The 17,352-nt window shown below is 64.8% G+C and carries 17 protein-coding genes; 7 read left to right on the forward strand and 10 right to left on the reverse strand.

Annotated features, from left to right (window positions below; translation table 11 throughout):
* Positions 1-5 precede the first annotated feature (5 nt).
* Positions 6-512, forward strand: a complete 507-nt coding sequence (locus H0S73_RS11015; RefSeq protein ID WP_181052194.1) for a hypothetical protein — start codon at positions 6-8, stop codon at positions 510-512.
* Between the two features lie 130 nt (positions 513-642).
* On the opposite strand, the gene H0S73_RS11020 is transcribed toward H0S73_RS11015, so the two are convergent.
* The 5 genes from H0S73_RS11020 to H0S73_RS11040 form a co-directional block, all read right to left on the reverse strand.
* Positions 643-780, reverse strand: coding sequence for a hypothetical protein (locus H0S73_RS11020; RefSeq protein WP_181052195.1), 138 nt, complete (start codon positions 778-780; stop codon positions 643-645).
* A gap of 145 nt (positions 781-925) precedes the next feature.
* On the reverse strand, positions 926-1,213 hold the full coding sequence (locus tag H0S73_RS11025; RefSeq protein ID WP_246388821.1) for a hypothetical protein: 288 nt from the start codon (positions 1,211-1,213) through the stop codon (positions 926-928).
* 153 nt (positions 1,214-1,366) lie between these two features.
* Positions 1,367-1,504: a hypothetical protein gene (locus H0S73_RS11030; RefSeq protein ID WP_181052197.1), complete on the reverse strand. Its 138-nt coding sequence runs from the start codon at positions 1,502-1,504 to the stop codon at positions 1,367-1,369.
* 470 nt (positions 1,505-1,974) lie between these two features.
* Positions 1,975-2,358, reverse strand: coding sequence for a hypothetical protein (locus tag H0S73_RS11035; protein WP_181052198.1), 384 nt, complete (start codon positions 2,356-2,358; stop codon positions 1,975-1,977).
* 123 nt (positions 2,359-2,481) lie between these two features.
* Complete coding sequence (locus H0S73_RS11040) at positions 2,482-4,359, reverse strand: ABC-F family ATP-binding cassette domain-containing protein (RefSeq protein ID WP_181052199.1); 1,878 nt, start codon at positions 4,357-4,359, stop codon at positions 2,482-2,484.
* A 174-nt stretch (positions 4,360-4,533) separates the two neighbouring features.
* On the opposite strand from H0S73_RS11040, the gene H0S73_RS11045 reads away from it, so the two are divergent.
* A complete protein-coding gene (locus H0S73_RS11045) occupies positions 4,534-5,220 on the forward strand; it encodes a Crp/Fnr family transcriptional regulator (RefSeq protein ID WP_181052200.1) in 687 nt (228 codons plus the stop codon).
* Here H0S73_RS11045 and H0S73_RS11050 read toward each other — a convergent pair.
* On the reverse strand, positions 5,180-5,881 hold the full coding sequence (locus H0S73_RS11050) for a TetR/AcrR family transcriptional regulator (protein ID WP_181052201.1): 702 nt from the start codon (positions 5,879-5,881) through the stop codon (positions 5,180-5,182). The two genes, H0S73_RS11045 and H0S73_RS11050, sit on opposite strands and share 41 nt — an antisense overlap.
* A 149-nt stretch (positions 5,882-6,030) precedes the next feature.
* Between H0S73_RS11050 and H0S73_RS11055 the strand changes: the two genes are divergently transcribed.
* Positions 6,031-7,227 (forward strand): HlyD family secretion protein, encoded by a 1,197-nt coding sequence (locus H0S73_RS11055; protein WP_181052202.1) that lies wholly within the window; start codon positions 6,031-6,033, stop codon positions 7,225-7,227.
* Positions 7,228-7,233: 6 nt separating this feature from the next.
* A complete protein-coding gene (locus tag H0S73_RS11060) occupies positions 7,234-8,829 on the forward strand; it encodes a DHA2 family efflux MFS transporter permease subunit (protein ID WP_181052203.1) in 1,596 nt (531 codons plus the stop codon).
* A 230-nt stretch (positions 8,830-9,059) separates the two neighbouring features.
* On the opposite strand, the gene H0S73_RS11065 is transcribed toward H0S73_RS11060, so the two are convergent.
* From H0S73_RS11065 to H0S73_RS11075, 3 genes are all read right to left on the reverse strand, one after another.
* Positions 9,060-10,175 carry an HlyD family secretion protein gene (locus H0S73_RS11065; RefSeq protein ID WP_181052204.1) on the reverse strand — a complete coding sequence of 372 codons (1,116 nt, stop codon included), beginning with the start codon at positions 10,173-10,175 and terminating at the stop codon, positions 9,060-9,062.
* Positions 10,176-10,182: 7 nt separating this feature from the next.
* Entirely contained in the window at positions 10,183-11,751 is a 1,569-nt protein-coding gene (locus tag H0S73_RS11070) for an efflux MFS transporter permease (protein WP_181054307.1), read from the reverse strand.
* 143 nt (positions 11,752-11,894) lie between these two features.
* Positions 11,895-12,326, reverse strand: coding sequence for a MarR family winged helix-turn-helix transcriptional regulator (locus H0S73_RS11075; protein ID WP_181052205.1), 432 nt, complete (start codon positions 12,324-12,326; stop codon positions 11,895-11,897).
* Positions 12,327-12,556: 230 nt separating this feature from the next.
* Here H0S73_RS11075 and H0S73_RS11080 point away from each other — a divergent pair, with 230 nt between their 5' ends.
* Genes H0S73_RS11080 through H0S73_RS11090 form a run of 3 tightly spaced genes read left to right on the forward strand, consistent with a single transcriptional unit; the run spans position 12,557 to position 15,427 of the window.
* Positions 12,557-13,726 carry an ABC transporter ATP-binding protein gene (locus H0S73_RS11080; RefSeq protein WP_181052206.1) on the forward strand — a complete coding sequence of 390 codons (1,170 nt, stop codon included), beginning with the start codon at positions 12,557-12,559 and terminating at the stop codon, positions 13,724-13,726.
* A gap of 4 nt (positions 13,727-13,730) precedes the next feature.
* The gene (locus H0S73_RS11085; protein WP_181052207.1) at positions 13,731-14,636 is read left to right on the forward strand and encodes an ABC transporter permease; all 906 of its coding nucleotides are present in this window, start codon (positions 13,731-13,733) and stop codon (positions 14,634-14,636) included.
* The gene (locus H0S73_RS11090) at positions 14,633-15,427 is read left to right on the forward strand and encodes an ABC transporter permease (RefSeq protein ID WP_181052208.1); all 795 of its coding nucleotides are present in this window, start codon (positions 14,633-14,635) and stop codon (positions 15,425-15,427) included. The genes H0S73_RS11085 and H0S73_RS11090 overlap by 4 nt, the downstream gene beginning before the upstream one ends.
* Here H0S73_RS11090 and H0S73_RS11095 read toward each other — a convergent pair.
* Positions 15,421-17,232, reverse strand: a complete 1,812-nt coding sequence (locus tag H0S73_RS11095) for an AsmA family protein (protein WP_181052209.1) — start codon at positions 17,230-17,232, stop codon at positions 15,421-15,423. The two genes, H0S73_RS11090 and H0S73_RS11095, sit on opposite strands and share 7 nt — an antisense overlap.
* Between the last annotated feature and the right edge of the window lie 120 nt (positions 17,233-17,352).

Raw genomic sequence — 17,352 nt, forward strand, 5'->3', positions numbered from 1 at the left:
GGAGCATGGCGAGGCGCATCCGCTCCGCCATCGGCGCCGGCCTGATTCTTCTGCCGACGGTAAGTGTGGGTCAGGACCTAACGCGCGTCGACCATTCCTGGAGCCGCTATCGCAACGGGCGATTCGGAACGTTGGCTGACGTTCCGCGGATCTTCACGATAGCCGAGCCGCAGCCTGCGAATGGCGACGGGCAGACCTTCAGATCAGCCGACGGCGCCGAGCTTCGCGTCTTCGGGAGTCATGGGGCCACGACGGTTGCGGAGAATTTCGCCGCGTATCGGAACTGGTTGCTGGATCGGCTCAGGGAGGACGGCGTGACCATCACATACAAGGCCAAGGGCAAAGAATGGTTTGCCGCCTCCGGCACCCGCGACCGCGACATCGTCTATGTGAAGGCCATCGAGGACTGCGGCGCCATCCATGAAATTCGGGTCACGTATCCGGTCGCGCTCAGGCAAGCCTACGATCCGTTGATGGGACACATGGCACGCTCACTTGGTTGCTTGCCCTGAGGCATCGGCCTCATAAGAGGGAACTGGTTCTGCCTGTAAAGATGCGACAAAACAAAACTCAAGAGCATCCGACATGAGTTCGAATGTGCGTCCGATGCTCTGGAAGCCGACGGCCGAACCACCTCTCGGGTCAGGCGAGGAGCACTGCGGTCCAGCCGAGCATGGCGAGGCCGCAGACCAGCCCGACCCAGCGGAAGGCGCGGGCCCAATTGTCGTGGGCCGGGTTGCCGCGGGCCGGCTCTGAAAAGTCGTCTTCGTCCTCATCCATGGCGGATTTTCGTTTCCTCCGATTTTGGCAGGAATGAGATCTCAAGCCCGAGGAAGAGTCGAGCGTTATTCCATGCATATCCCGTGAAATCCGACGCATAGCTCGTCCGGAGGAACACGAACGCCCCTGAAGGGGCATCGCGCTTTCAGCGATCGGTCGGGCTTGCTCGCCTGCCACGGCAGGCGGCGTCGGAAACGGCGCAATCGTAGAGATGCCTGATGTCGTCGAGGCTCCGGATGGCGGGGCCCGTTTGCCGTTGGATCACGGCGCTCAACTGCCTGAACTTGTCGTCGGACCACTCCTCGATCACGACGGCCACGGCTTTTCGGAGAGGAAGGGTCGCGACTTTCACCGGCATGAGCCCGGCATTGCGCATCGGTCTGCCGATGGCAAACAGATCGACGATCTCTTCAAGATCATGGGCGGCGTTCAAGATCCTCTCCATCCGGGCCGAGTCACGTGGTCGACGGCAGAGGAATGTCGCAGCCGGGGGCACGAGGGTTCAAATGTCCAAAGGAGTTAAGCAACAGCCATCATGGACAACCCGAATGGGTCGGCACGGGTGCCCCAGGTCCGGCGAACCTCGTCATCGCCACAGAGACGGCAGAGGGACCGGAGGGTTGTTGTCGTTGCCCGGTTCGATTTCCCGGGCCCGGAGCGGGGCGAGCGGCACGAGAGCCCGTGAGAAGAGCCGCGCCGTGCAGTAGGACATGACCTGGTTCATCGCAGCCTCCATCAAAGGCAGCCGAACGCTAACTCATGGGTGGTCGGACGGATGTGCTGTGCCGCACTCAATACTTACCTAGCGGCATGTTGCGCGGGGCAAGCCGTGCGTTTCAAATGCAAGCGGATTCTCGGTCTGCTTTGCGAACGGAGACCATTGTCATTGACGGCGAATGCGGAGCCCTCCGTCAGATGCGCCAGCGGCAAGAGACCTTCGGCGAACACCCTGTCGGTGCAGGCGGAAATGTGGATTCTCATGTGTCAGCCTCCCCCATAAGGCTACGCAAGAATACCTTCCTGCCTCGATTCTGCGTGGGCCCCGAGTAGGTAACGCCGAGCCCACAGGGGAGTAGACACGAGGGGGTACGGGTGCGCGGCAACGCGTTCGCTCCCCTGGTTTGCGCATGCTTTGGCCCGGGGCCGCTCGAGCCATCGTACGGCCATCCGGGGTTGCCCCGGACGATACTCTCGTCAGTAGACGTAACGCCGGACAGGGCGGTCGTAACCTTCGTCGTATGGCCTGAAGTCGCGATCATAGCCACGCGGCGGCATGCGATATCCGTCGCCAACCCAACGGTCGTTTCTGTCGTACCGGCGGGCGACATAGGCGCAGCGCTTGGGCGTGCCCGGAGCCGGATCGCCGAAGATGCTGTTCGAGCAAGAGATGCCGCCTCCTCTGACGAAGACCTCGGTCCTTCGTCCCGGAACGCCGTAGATGACGCGCGTAGGGTAGGGGACGCGGCAATATCCGCCCTCCCGCGAGCAGGGCACCAGCCCTTGCGCCTGCGCGTCCGCAGGCGATCCGATAAATGCGCCGGTGGCAATCACCGCCGTGGCCAAGACCGCTCGAAGCATATGCCGTTCTCCCTCATGAGAACGTAAGGCTACGGCCCTCATTATGAAATTTGTAATAACGTTCTAGTTCGCCATTGCGGACCGGAGCCGGCGGCCCTTTTCGCGAATGACGAAGACGATGCGCTAAGCTCCCGCTTCCTCGATCTCACCGCTGAGATTCAGCCATTCCTCTTCGAGGGTGCTCAAGGTGGCCGCCGCCTCGGCGCGCATCTTCGACAGTTCCGTGGCCTTGCCCGGGTCTTTCTGGAAGGCGGTGCCGTCGGCCAGGGCCGAATCGACCTTGCCGATGACCTCGGTGAGCTTGGCCATCCGGCCCTCGAGCGCCTCCAGCTTCTTGCGCAGGGGAGCCAGGGCGGCCCTCCGCTCTGCGGCGGCGCGGCGCTCGTCCGTCTTGGAGGCGATCGGCGCCTGGGGTTTGTCGCTGCGCTTCTGCGGATCGAGATCGCCGGACAGTACCAGCTGGCGGTAATCGTCCATGTCGCCGTCGAACGGCTTCACGCCGCCGTTGCCGACGATCCAGAGCCGGTCGGCGCAGGCCTCGATCAGGAAGCGGTCGTGGCTCACCAGGATCACGGCGCCCGTATAGTCGTTGATCGCCTCCATCAGGGCCGTGCGGCTGTCGATGTCGAGGTGGTTCGTCGGCTCGTCGAGGATGAGCAGGTGAGGGCCGTCGAAGGCGGCGAGCCCCATCAGCAGTCGCGCCTTCTCGCCGCCCGACAGTGCGGAGACCGGCGTGTCGGCCTTGGCGCCCGGGAAGCCGATCTGCGCCGTGCGGGCGCGGATCTTGGCGATGGGCGTGTCGGGCATGCGCTCGGCCACGTGGTCGTAGGCCGTCGCCTTCGGATTCAGCTCGTCGAGCTGGTGCTGGGCGAAATAGGCGACGTCCATGCGGGTCGGCGTGCGCATCTCGCCCTTCATGGGAGCCAGCCTGCCGCCGATGAGCTTGCAGAAGGTGGACTTGCCGTTGCCGTTCGAGCCGAGGAGCGCGATCCGGTCGTCCGGCGCGATCGTCAGGTTGAGGCGGTCGAGCACGATCCGCTCGCCATAGCCCACGGCACCACCCTCGACCGTGATCAGCGGCGGCGCGGCGGGGCGCTCGGGCCCCGGCAGGTTGAAGGGCAGCACATTGTCTTCCACGATGGTGGTGATGGCCTCCATCTTCTCCAGACGCTTCACGCGGGATTGCGCCTGGCGGGCCTTCGAAGCCTTGGCCTTGAAGCGGTCCACGAAGGCCTGGAGATGCTTGCGCTCGGCCTCCTGCTTCGCCGCCATCTTGGCCGTGAGCTCGCGCTTCTCCGCATATTGCTTGGCGAACGAGGTGTAGCCGCCGCGATAGATCGTGAGCTTGCCCCGGTCGAGATGGAGGATGTGGTTGACGCAGGCGTCGAGAAGCTCCCGGTCGTGGCTGATGACCAGCACCGTGTGCGGGTAGCGCCCGAGGTAATCGTAGAGCCAGAGCGTGCCTTCCAGGTCGAGATAGTTGGTCGGCTCGTCGAGGAGGAGCAGGTCGGGCTCGGTGAACAGCACAGCAGCCAGGGCCACGCGCATGCGCCAGCCGCCCGAGAAATCCGCGCAGGGCCGGTTCTGCGCCTCGGCGTCGAAGCCGAGGCCGTGCAGGATCGCGGCTGCTCTTGCAGGGGCGGAATGGGCCCCGATATCGGTGAGCCGCGTCTCGATCTCGGCCCGGCGGATGCCGTCGGCGTGCTCGGCCTCGGCGATCAGGGCGCTGCGCTCCCTGTCGGCCGCGAGCACCACGTCGATCAGGGATTCCGGGCCTCCCGGCGCTTCCTGGGCGACGGCGCCGATCTTCATGCCGCGGGGCAGGGTGACGCTGCCGCTCTCGGTGGCGAGCTCTCCCTGGATGATCTTGAACAGGGTCGTCTTGCCCACGCCGTTGCGCCCGACGAGCCCCACCTTCGCGCCGTCAGGCAGGTTGAAGGAGGCACGGTCGAGGATCAGCCGGTCGCCGATGCGGTAGGTCAGGTCGTTGACGTGAAGCATGCGGTCTTTTGGCGTGGGATACCGGCGCTGGCAAGGTCTTAAGTCGGGAGCCACCTAGCCTGAATTGCCCGTGACAACATTGGCGAAGGCTGAAAGAGGGTGAGGGCACAAGGCCGTACTGGCCATGGAAAATATGTGCTATAGCCAAGGATGGCATACAGGGGGAGTAGACCGATGGCGCGGCTTGCCGGCATCAAGCTGTTCAAGGGGCTGGACATCGACCTCGCACCGATCGAGGCACGGGCCAACTGGCGCCGCTTCGACCCGGAGGAGGTTCTGGTCGATTTCGACGAGCCGTCCACGGACGTCTATTTCCTGCTCTCGGGCGAGGTCCGGGTCCTCATGCGCACAGCCTCCGGCAAGGAGGTCATCCTCCACGAGATGCGGCCGGGCGACTTGTTCGGGGAACTCGCCGCCCTCGACGGCGTCCCCCGCTCCGCCAACGTCACGGCGCTGACTCGTGGGGAGGCCTGCGTGATGCCGGCGGCCGTCTTCAAGGAGCTTCTCTTCGCGCACCAGCCCGTGGCCGAGCGGCTTTTCTGCCTCATGGCGTCGCGCATCCGCGAGTTGAACGCCCGCTTCATGGAGCAGACCGTCCTCGATCTCCGGCACCGGCTCTATTCGGAGCTCCTGCGCCTGTCGTCGCCTCGGCAGGACCGGTCGGGGGAGCGTGTCATCACGCCGCCTCCCTTCCATCACATCGTGGCGGCGCGCATCGGCTGCCGCCGTGAGCAGATCACGCGGGAATTCACCATGCTGACTCAGGAAGGGCTGATCGAACGGACGCGCGGTGCCCTGATCCTGCGCCAGCCCGACGTGCTCAAAGCGCGCGTAGCCGAGGCGATGCAGACGGATCACTAGGGGGATCCTTCGGCCCGTAGGCGGCGAAGAACACCCGGAGCGCGTTCTCCACGTTCCTCTCGATCTCGGTCTCGGTCGGCGGTCCGCCGACCGAGAAGAGCAGGCGGCGCAGCATGCCGGATACGCACAGATCGAGGAAATGCTGGGCGGCGACGCCGGAATCCTCCATGGAGAGGCGTCCCGCCGCGACCTGGCTGTCAAAATAGCCGCTGAGGCGGGCAAGGCCCTGGCACGGACCGGCCTCATAGAAGGCCTGGCCCAGATGGGGGAACTTCTCCGCCGCGCCCATGACCATCCGAATCGAGGAGATGTGCTCGGGCTTTCCCATCCGCCGCAGGTAGCTGAGACCCAATGCCCTCATGACCCCACGAACGTCCGGATCATCGGGGTCGAGCTTGAACAGGACCTCGGCCAAGCCGCGCTTCTCTTCCGTGGTCAGAGCTGTGAAGAGACTCTCCTTGCTGTCGAAATAGACATAGAGCGTGCCCTTGGAGACGCCGGCGACCTTGGCGATCTCGCCCATGCTCGCGCCATCGAAACCCTGTGCAAGGAAAACCTTGCGGGCCCCGTCCAGGATCTGGCGGCGTTTCGTGTTCTCTGGGCTCTCGTCGGCAGCCGGGGATATCTCCTGCTCCCGGATGCGGTCATGCGCGGCGCTCATAGCTTCTATTAGTTCCTTTTACGGTTCGCCTATTGACCGAACGGTTCGGTCAACTCATATATGGCGGGCGATCGATAGAGATCAAGACTGCAACGATAAGCCCGAACCTTTTCGGCTCAAGGGCTTTTAGTTGGCTTGCAGAGGTTCACATGGCTTACCGGGACGAGTTTGAGCAGGGCGCCAAGGAGCGTTCGGAGACGGCGAGGGAAGGGCAGCCCGTCCAGGCTTCCCAGCCGGAGACGGCTGCCCCCGTCGCGGAGCCGCCCAAGGCCAAGAAGAAGGGTTTCGGCAAGAAGCCTGTCATCCTGGTCGTTCTGGCGGCTGCCCTGGGCTTCGGCGGCTACGAGGGCTACCACTGGTGGACCGACGGACGCTTCATGGTTTCGACCGACGACGCCTATGTCCAGGCGGACATCACCATCCTGTCGGCCAAGATCTCGGGCTACGTCGCCTCCGTTGCAGTCACGAACAACCAGAACGTCAAGGCGGGCGACCTGATCGCCAAGATCGACGACGGCGATTACCGTCTCGCCCTGCAATCCGCCAAGGACAAGTTCGCCACCCAGCAGAGCGCCATAGCGCGCATCGGCCGCCAGATCGAGGCCGGCCGCGCCTCCGTGGCGCAGGCCGAAGCCCAGGTGGTCAGCGCCCAGGCCGAGGCCGAGCGGGCCGAGGGCGACTATGCCCGCCAGCAGCAGCTCGCCCGGTCGGACTTCACCAGCCGCGCCGCGCTTGAGAACGCCAAGGCCGCGCGCGACCGCGCCAATGCCGACGTGAAGAGCGCCCAGGCCGCGGTGGCGGCCGCCCAGGCGAACGTGGAGGTCCTCGCGGCCCAACGGACGGAGGGCGAGCGCCTTGCCGCCGAGTACCAGACTGCGGTCGACAAGGCCGAGCGCGACCTGTCCTTCACGGAGATCCGCTCGCCGGTCGATGGCGTCATCGGCAACAAGGCGGTCGAGGTCGGCACCTTCGTGCAGCCCGGCGCCCGTCTGGCGGCCCTCGTGCCCCTGACCAGCGTCCATGTGGATGCGAACTTCAAGGAGACGCAGCTCGCATCCCTGAAGCCGGGCCAGACCGTGCATGTGAAGGTGGACGCGTTCCCCGATTCCGACATCGTCGGCAAGGTCGAGAGCGTGTCGCCCGCATCCGGCTCGGTGTTCAGCCTGCTGCCGCCGGAGAACGCCACGGGCAACTTCACGAAGATCGTTCAGCGCGTCCCCGTCCGCGTCACCGTCAGCCCCGAGGTCGCCCAGCAGGGCCTGCTGCGCCCTGGCCTGTCGGTGGTGGTCGACGTCGACACGCGCACCTCGGCCGAGCCTTCGAAGACGGCCAGCATCAAAGAGTAAAGCACCATGGCCGCATCGGCCGCCATCTCGCCCAGGCCTCAAGGCATGCCCGCCGCGACGCCGGCGCCGCTCGACCGGCGCCGGACTTTCGCGTTCTTCTGCATGGTCTTCGGCATGTTCATGGCGATCCTGGACATCCAGATCGTCTCGGCGTCGCTCGCCGAAATCCAGGCGGGCCTCTCGGCCTCGTCGGAGGAGATCTCCTGGGTTCAGACGAGCTACCTGATCGCCGAAGTGATCATGATCCCGCTCTCGGGCACGCTCTCGCGCGTGCTCTCGACGCGGTGGATGTTCGTGATCGCCTCGGGCGGCTTCACGCTCATGAGCTTCATGTGCGCGACGGCGACGAACATCGAGCAGATGATCGTCTATCGGGCGCTCCAGGGCTTCATCGGCGGCGGCATGATCCCGACCGTTTTCGCCTCCGCCTTCACCATCTTCCCGCCGGAGAAGCGGCCCGTGATCTCGCCGATCATCGGCCTCGTGGCGACGCTCGCGCCGACCATCGGCCCGACGCTCGGCGGCTACCTGACGGACCTTTTCTCCTGGCACTGGCTGTTCCTCGTCAACATCGTGCCGGGCATCTTCGTCACCGTGTCCACCTATCTGCTGGTCGATTTCGACGAGCCCGACTTCAGCCTGTTCAAGTCCTTCGACTGGGCCGGCCTCGGCTTCATGGCGGCCTTCCTCGGCAGCCTGGAATACGTGCTGGAAGAAGGGCCCAACAACGAGTGGTTCCAGGACGAGGCGGTGCTGATCCTCGCCATCGTCTGCGTCGTCGGAGCTTTCGGCTTCTTCTACCGGGCGTTCACGGCCAAGCAGCCCATCGTGGACCTGCGCGCCTTCGCCGACCGCAACTTCCTGGCGGGCTCGTCCTTCAGCTTCGTCATGGGCATCGGACTCTACGGCCTGACCTATCTGTACCCGGTCTATCTGGCGCGGGTGAGGGGCTACTCGTCTCTGCAGATCGGCGAGACCATGTTCGTGTCCGGCGCCTGCATGTTCCTCATGGCGCCCGTGGCGGGCTTTCTCTCCCGCAAGCTCGATCCCCGCATCATGATGGCCATGGGCTTTGCTGCCTTCGCCTTCGGCACGTGGCAGATCACGGGCCTGACCAAGGACTGGGATTTCTGGGAGCTGTTCGTGCCGCAGATCTTCCGCGGCGTCGGTCTCATGATCTGCATGGTGCCGATCAACAACATTGCCCTCGGTACCTTGCATCCAAGCCGGATCAAGAACGCGTCGGGCCTCTACAACCTCACCCGCAATCTCGGCGGCGCGGTGGGACTGGCGGTGATCAACACCCTGCTGAACAATCGGACCGACCTGCACCTCCAGCGCCTGCGCGAGAGCGTCTCGTGGGACAGCTCCCGGGCGATGGAAACTCTCAACGCGCTGACCATGCGGTTTCAGGGACTCGGCACAGACGCGAATGCCGCCGCCATCAAGACCATGTCGAACATGGTCAGGAAGGAGGCGCTGGTGATGGCGTTCGCCGACGTGTTCCTGCTCCTGACCGTGCTGTTCTTAGGCCTGATCTGCGCCTTGCCCTTCATCAAGAAGCCTCGTGCCGCTCCGTCGGGCGGCGGGGGAGGACACTGAGCGGCGGCACTTGGATGAGCGTTTGGTGTCCTCGCTGTATGTCTTCACCGACTTCGTGCCGGTGATCTCGATGGCTTGAAATACAGAGCCTTTCCAATCGGAGCGGCCGGCACAAGGCCGGCCATGACAGGGTGGGTACCATTCCGAGGAGGGTGCTTAGCAGAGGGGAAGGGAAACCACCTTACGTCTCGCGTCTGGTTTTCCTTCCCTCAAGCCTCCCACTGTCGGACCTACCGCCGGTCCGCCTCCGACGTCACGTTCGAGCCCTGGGGTTGCGCGCCGGTTCCTGTGGCCGGGACATTTGATGGGCGGGCGGCGGTGTCCACGCTCACCACCACCGACATGCCGGGCGAGAGACGTTCGGTGAGCGGCTGCCCTGGTGCGATGGCGATGCGCACCGGCACCCGCTGCGCCACTTTGGTGAAGTTGCCGGTGGCATTGTCGGTCCTGATCACGCTGAATTCGGACCCGGCGGCCGGCGAGAAGCGCTCGATGCGACCCTGAAGTGTGGCATGCTCCAGTGCATCGACCGTGAAGGTCACGGGTTGGCCGACCTTCATGCCCGGCAGCTGTGTTTCCTTGAAATTGGCGATGACCCAGATCCGCTCGGGGACGATGGTGAGGAGCTGCGTGCCGGCCGCCACGTATTGGCCGAGGCGGGCGCCGACTTCGCCGAGCTGTCCTTCCTCAGGCGCGACGATCCGGGTGTTCTGCAGGTCGATTTCCGCGAGGCGAACGGCCGCTTCGGCGCCTTGCACCGCCGCTTCGAGAGACTGGCGGTTGACGAGCGTGGAGGCGAGGTCCTGCTGAGAGACGGTCAGGGCGGCCTCCGCCTGGTGCAGGGAGGCGGTTGCCTGGTCGAGCGCGGCGCGGGCCTGATCGGCTTGGCTTTGCGTCGCGACGCCGCGTTCCAGAAGCGGCGCGATCCTGTTCCAGCTCGCGTCCGCGGCGCTCAGAACGGCCCTGGCGCTGTCGACCTGCGCCTTGCTCGATTCGATACGCGCGCGGTCCGAGCGCTCCTTCTGCTCGGAATTGGTCAAAGCCGCCTGCTGGCTTGCCAGGGTGGCCTTCGCCTGTTCGAGCTTCTGGGCGAAGATGCGGTCGTCGATCTTCACCAGAAGCTGCCCGGCCTTCACATGCTGGAAGTCCTGAACGGCCACTTGGGCCACGTAGCCCGCGAGCTGGGGGGCGATGATCGTAATCTGGCCGCGCACATAGGCATTGTCGGTGGTCTGGACCGAGCTGGTGAAGGGCGGAAGCCGCCATGCGTAGAGCACGAGGGCCACGCCGGCGATGCCGATCAACGCGGCGAGGATGGTGGAGGAGGAACGGAGGAGCTTGCTCATGAGAGTGCTAACTGACGGCCGGTTGGGGTTCAGGTGAGGTGCTTTTGCGGATCGCACGGAGCGCGAGGTGCAGGATCATCGCCGCTAGGGCGAAGGCGGCGAGGAGGGCGATGGCCAGGAAGGCGTCGTTGTAGGCGAGCACGGTGGCCTCGCGGGTAACCTGCTGGCCGAGGAGCGCCACGCCTTCCGCATTGAGCAGGGATCTGTCCGTGAGCACACGGCCGTAGGCCCCCGCGAGCTGCGCAAGGCGCTGCGTGACGAGCGGGTCGGTCGAGGCGAGGTGATCGGCCATGTCCTGGAGATGGAAGCGCGCGCGCCAGGTGATGAAGGTGCCGACAAGGGCCGAGCCGATCACGCCGCCGAGGCTCTGAGTCGTCAGGAAGACGACGATGAAGTTGAGGATGAAGGTCGGCCCCCGCTTCAGGGCCAGCGCCAGACCGGTCGCCATGGCGGGTGGAAGGAACAGGACACCGGCCATCGCGATCAAGGCTTGGCTGACATACATCTGCTCGGGCCGCGTCAGGTTCGTTGCGTTGCTGTCCATGAGGGCCCCGACCATGAGCAGGCCCAGGGCGATCATCTGGGCGGCGTTCTCGCGGCCCGGCTTGACGAAGAGGATGTAGGACAGGCCCCCGGCGATCGATGCACCGATGACCACGAGGGACAGGATCGTCATCTGGTCGTTCTGCAGGCCTATCGCCTGGAAGAACGCGAAGGCGCCGGCGGTCTGCTCCGACATGAGGAGGCGGAAGATAAGGAGCGTGCCGGCGAGATGAAGGATCTCCTTGCTGGTGAGCCAGCGAATGTCGAGAAACGGATTCTCCCGGTTGAGCTCGATCACGATCGTGCAGGTGAGGGAGGCAAGGCCGACGGCGAGCATGATTCCGAGCCACGGCGCCTCGAACCACCAATAGACCCGCCCCAGGGTGAAGACCATGGCGATGAGCCCGAAGCCGACGGCGATGAAGAGATAGCTCACCACGTCGAGCCAGTGGATGACCTTGGCCCGTGGCGGCGGCGTGAGGGGCAGGAGGTACACGGCCGCGAAGGCCATCATGGCCAGCGCGATTTCGAAGAGATACAGGCCGTGCCAATCGCCCATCATGAGAAGATCTGGCGAGATCAGGCGGGCCAGGGGAGCGCCGAGCGCAATATTCGTGAGAACGAGGGGCTGGCCGATGCTCAGCTTCTTCGCCGGTGGAAGCGGCTCCAGCATGTAGAGGAAGGCCAGCGTCGAGATGGGCGCGGCCGCGATCCCGCTGAAGAAGCGCACGATGAGCGCCGATTGCAGATCCCGCACGAAGATGTGCAGCAGCATCACGAGCACGAACAGGAGAATGCTCAGCTCCGCGAAATTGCGAAGGCCGTATTGCGCCCTGACCTTCACCAGGATCAGCGAGAGGCTGACATTCGGCGCCATGTAGGCTGCGATCAGCCAGGTCACTTCATTGGTGGTGGCGCCGAGCGGCCCCTGAAGCTGGGGCAAATTCGCGGCGGCGAGATTCATTCCCAGGCCCTGCGTGAGGGACAGGAGGAGGGAAGCCAGCATGTAGAGGGCCGCCCGGGACCACGGCATGGGAGCAGGCGCCGCCGGAGGGGTGGGCGGCGCCTGCTGCACCAGCGGCTCGGAAGGGGTCTCGACCTCGGAGCCGATGGCATGGGAACGCTCGTTCTCGGACGGGCGATTGTGAGATTCTGCGGTCATGGAAGGAACATCAATCAGCTTGAGGCTTCGATGTTCCGGCCCATGGCCTCGCAGACGCGAATGGCGATCCTGAGATCATCCTCGCTGATGTCCCTGAGCACGTCGCTGCGGAATTCCCTTACGAGCAGGTCCATATGGGTCGCCTGCTCCTGTCCTGTTGCGGTCAGGGCGATCTGCTTGGCCCGCCTGTCGCCATCGACCGGCCGGCGCTCGATCAGGCCCTGCTTCTCCAGGCTGTCGAGGAGCGGAACCAGGGTCGGACCCTCGATTTCCAGAGCGTCCGCCAGCTCGGTTTGGGTCATGCCGGCCTTCTTGCCGAGAAAGATCAAAGCGCGGGCCCTCGGCAGGGTCAGCCCCTGGGCCCGGACGCGGGCATCGAACAGGGTGCGCATCTTCCGGCTGATTTTCCAGAGTTCCTCGGAGAAAGCCGCCTTGGCAGGAGTCATGATCTTGCAACCTAGTGGGCGTATTATTAGGGCGCTAATAATATGAGGGCTTGCTACTCCTTTCCTCGCCGCGACGCAAGGTGCCGGGCCGCCCCGATCCGGCAGGGCAGGGTTGCGGGAAATGCGGCCTTCGTTCCGGTGGTCAAAACCGTTTTAAAGTATTGTTCTTGCGAGACGAACATCATAGCTTGCCCGCTCGTTTCCCCGTTCAAGGTCGAAGTCGCACCATCTTGCCTCCTCCGTCTCGCCAACCCACCTCCGTCGGCGCCGTACGCCGTGCCTTTGCACCCTGGTCCAATCCCGATGCCAAGCCGCTCATCCGTTTCGACAACGTCACGAAGCGGTTTGGAGACGCGGTGGCGGTGGACCATCTCTCCCTGAACATCTTCGAAGGCGAGTTCTTCTGCCTGCTCGGCCCGTCCGGTTGCGGCAAGACGACCCTCATGCGCATGCTCGCGGGCTTCGAGACGCCGAGCGAGGGAACGATCACCCTGGGCGACCAAAGCCTTTCCGGGGTGCCGCCCTATCGCCGGCCCGTGAACATGATGTTCCAGTCCTATGCGCTCTTCCCCCACATGAGCGTGGAGAAGAACATCGCCTTCGGCCTGAAGCAGGACGGCATGCCGAAGGACCAGATCGCCGAGCGGGTCGGGGAGATGCTGCGCCTCGTGCAGCTTGAAAAGCTCGCCCGGCGCTATCCGAGCCAGCTCTCCGGCGGCCAGCGCCAGCGCGTGGCGCTCGCCCGCGCGCTGGCCAAGAAACCCAAGGTGCTGCTCCTCGACGAGCCCCTCGGCGCCCTCGACAAGAAGCTGCGCGAGGAGACTCAGTTCGAGTTGATGGACATCCAGCACGAACTCGGCATGACCTTCGTGGTGGTCACGCACGACCAGGAAGAGGCCATGACCATGGCCGACCGGATCGCCGTGATGGATCACGGACGGATCGTCCAGGTGGCGACGCCGGGCGAGATCTACGAGCAGCCCAAGACCCGGTTCATCGCCGAGTTCGTCGGCGACGTGAATATCCTGGAAGGCCATGTGCAGGGGCAGGAAAGCGGCCTCTGGCGCGTGCAGACCGCTTCGGCCCAGGTGCCGCTCACCATCGATGATCCGGACGAGGTTCTCCATTCCAGCCAGGCGGTGGCGATTGCCGTGCGGCCCGAGAAGATGGTAATCCAGCGCGATCCTCCGCGCTCCGATGCGCTCAACGTCCTGACCGGGGAAGTGTGGGATATCGGTTATCTCGGCGACTGGACGGTCTATCGCGTCAAGCTCGCCACCGGCGAGATCCTGCGCGTCACCCGCGCCAACGCATCCCGCTTCGTCGAGAATCCCATCGACTGGGACGAGCAGGTCTATGTCACCTTCGCGCCGGATGCGGCCGTGATCCTGGCGGAATAGGGTCATGACGGAGCGCCCCTTCGCACGACGCCTGATGGCCGGTCTCGTGCCGGCCGTGCCGTATCTCTGGCTCGGCATCTTCTTCCTCGTGCCGTTCCTGATCGTTCTCAAGATCAGCCTGTCGGATCCGGCGGTGGCCCAGCCGCCGTACAAGCCGGTGTTCGACTGGAGCGACATTGCCGGCTTCTTCAGTGGGCTCGACCTGGAGAATTTCGAGCTCCTGACTCAGGACGACCTCTATTTCCGGGCGACGCTCTCGTCGGTGCGCATCGCGGCGATCTCGACGGTGCTTCTCCTGCTCGTGGGCTTTCCGATCGCCTATGGCATGGCCCGTGCGCCCGAACGCTACCGTTCGCTGCTGGTGGCGCTCGTCATCCTGCCGTTCTGGACGAGCTTTCTCATCCGCATTTATGCCTGGGTGGCGATCCTGAAGCCGGAAGGGCTGCTCACCCAGGCGCTGATGGGGCTCGGCCTGATCAGCGAGCCACTCGACATCCTCAACACGGAGACGGCGGTCTATATCGGCATCGTCTATGCCTATCTGCCCTTCATGGTGCTGCCGCTCTACGCGACGCTTGAGAAGATGGACGACACGCTGCTCGAGGCGGCCCTCGATCTCGGCTCGCCGCCCTGGCGGTCGTTCTGGACCATCACCGTGCCGCTCGCCATGCCGGGTATCGTCGCAGGTTCGCTCCTGTGCTTCATTCCGGCGGTCGGCGAGTTCGTCATTCCCGACCTGCTCGGCGGATCGGAAACCCTGATGATCGGCCGGCAGCTCTGGAGCGAGTTCTTCTCCAACCGGGACTGGCCGCTGGCTTCGGCGGTTGCGATCCTGCTCCTCATCATTCTCGTGGTGCCTATCGTGATCTACCGCGATGTCGAGGCCCGGCGCGTGGAGGCACGGCCATGAACCGGCGCCTGAGCGTCTTCAACGTCACCTCCCTCGTGATCGGCTTCGCGTTCCTGTACCTGCCGATCCTGCTTCTGGTGATCTATTCCTTCAACGCGTCCCGCCTCGTGACCGTATGGGGCGGCTTCTCGACCCAGTGGTACGGCGCGCTCTTCCGCAACCAGGCCCTCATGGAGGCGGCCTGGGTGACATTGCGGATCGCGCTCCTCTCGGCGACGCTGGCGACGATCCTCGGAACCCTCGCGGCGCTCGCCTTGACCCGCTACGGACGCTTTCCCGGCCGGACGCTGTTCACAGGCATGGTCTATGCCCCGATGGTCATGCCGGAGGTCATCACCGGCCTGTCGCTGCTCCTGTTCTTCGTCGCCGTCGACCTGGATCGCGGGTTCTGGACGATTACGCTCGCGCATACCACGCTCACCATGTGCTTCGTCACGGTGGTGGTTCAGTCGCGCCTCATGACCTTCGACCGCTCGCTCGAAGAGGCGGCCATGGATCTCGGCGCGCCGCCCCTGCGCACGTTCTTTTCAGTGACCCTGCCGCTCATCGCCCCGTCCATCGTGGCGGGCTTCCTGCTCGCCTTCACCCTGTCCATGGACGATCTGGTGATCGCGAGCTTCAACGCCGGCCCCGGCGCCACGACCCTGCCGATCAAGATCTACAGCCAGGTGAGGCTCGGACTCTCGCCGGAGGTGAATGCGGCCTCCACGCTCCTGATCGGCATCGTGACGCTAGGGGTGATCTCCGCGACCCTGATCAGCAAGCGCTCAGTGTTGCGCAAAGCTCACTGAGCGACCGCCTGGGGGCGCTGTTCGTTGGCGGGTACGCGGTCCGAGGGGAAGAGGGGCTTGGCTGCGCCCGAGCGCTCGATGAGGGAGCGAACCTGCGGGGAAACGGCCACGTTGTCCCAGTCGCCCGCCACGTTGAACACGAGCGAAGGCGATTGGCCCGGCGGGGTGCCTGCGGGCGAAACGTTCGCCGTCATGCTGAGCGTCCGGTCGACCAGGAGCACCTGGCCCTGAAGGTCGGCCTGGACGGTGGGACCCTTCAGATGGGCTTCCGCGATCTCGCCGACGCCGTTCCTGATCAGGATCTGCGCCTGCGCCTTGTCGAACGGCGTTCGGCCGCCCTTCCAGTTGAGGGACGCGAGAAGCGGACGCTTGTCCACCCGGCGAAGGGCGTCGTCGAGAGCGATCCCGACGATTTCTCCGTCTACGACCTCGATGGAGGAGCGGCCTTGAGCCTCACGGATCACGTCGGCGGGGTTCTTGCCCGTTCCCTCGAAACCGAATTGTCCGGAGGCCAGGCCGGTGATCCAGCGCGGCTCTCCCATGGCGACCAGGAAGGGGGCGATCTTCACGCCGGCGAAGGTCCCCTGGCTCTTCAACTCGACCTGACCATCCTGCCGCGCCAGCGACAGGCGGCCTTTCAGGCTGCCGTCCTGGAACCCGGCCCGGCCGATCGAAGCCTCGATCCGCCCGGGCTGCACGAGGACGCTGGCCGCCATGTCGTCGAGGCTGATGCGGCCGAGATTCGCACTCGCTGCCGAGAGGCGCAGGTCGAGATCGGCGCCCGTGGTCCGGGTCAGGTCGATGGTCTCCTCGCTCCAGGCGCCGGAGGATGTCCGGGCCTGGGAGAAGGGTGCAAACAGGTCCGACAGGTTGAGCGTGTCGGCGGCAAGCGTTCCGGTGATGACGGGGCGCTCCGTGTCGAACCGCACGCCGATGGTTCCCTCCAGCTTGTCCTCTCCGAGCGTTACGGAAACAGCGGGCCAGGACAGGCGACGACGGTCCATCGAGAATTCGCCAGCGAGGGAAACCGCGCGCAGCAGCGGCCCGAAGGGCAGCTCCACGCCGCTCCAGCGGGTGAAATCGCGCACGGACTTGGCCTTGATGGCGCTTTCACCGGTGATCCGAGGGGACAGGCCGAGCTGCGCCTCGCCCTCGGCCGTGATCTTGGCGGAATGGGTCGAAAGGGTCAGAGCGAAGGGACTGATCCGGTCCGAGACCAGGAGGTCGGGAAAGACGGAGGCCTGTTCGAGGGCGACGACTTCGTCCCGCCAGAGGGCGGATCCGGACAGCGTCAAGGGCTCGGCCGCGTCGGCCCAGCGGACCACGAGGTTGATCCGGTCGAGGTTGGCTTCCTTCAGGTCTGTCCAGCGCAGGGTGGACTTGCTCACGATGAGACGCCGGGCATAGGTCTCCTTCGTCCGATCCTTGAAGGCCTCCGCCCAATTGACCGATTGGAGCGCCTGGAGCGATGCAGTGATGCGGCTCTCGGTCAGGTCGAAATCCGAGAGTTCGATCCGCCCGAGGATCAAGGGCAGGAGGCGAAGCTCCCCCCTCAGGGTTCCACCGTCGGCCTTCAGCGCCTGACCCGGGAACTGCAACGTCACATCCTCGAACTTGACCCTCGGGATGGGAAGGACCGCGAAGGTGCTGCGGCCCCTGACCGTCAGGTCGAGGCCGTATTTCTCCTTCACATGCTGCGTCAGCTCCGCGGACAGGCCGCCGCCGGGCAATGTCCACGGAGAGGCGGCCGTTCCGAGAACGGCGAGCGAAATCAGCGCAATGAGAAGGACTATGCGGCGGGACATGGGATATGCGTTGTAAACCTTGAGCCCTGCCTAGCAAGCGACCATGAGGAGATGTCCTCAGGCAAGGCTGAAATCTTGGATCGTTTCCATATATCCATAGGAAGGGATTGTCTAAATTGA

This window comes from Microvirga mediterraneensis, assembly GCF_013520865.1.
Classification (GTDB): Bacteria; Pseudomonadota; Alphaproteobacteria; order Rhizobiales; family Beijerinckiaceae; genus Microvirga; species Microvirga mediterraneensis.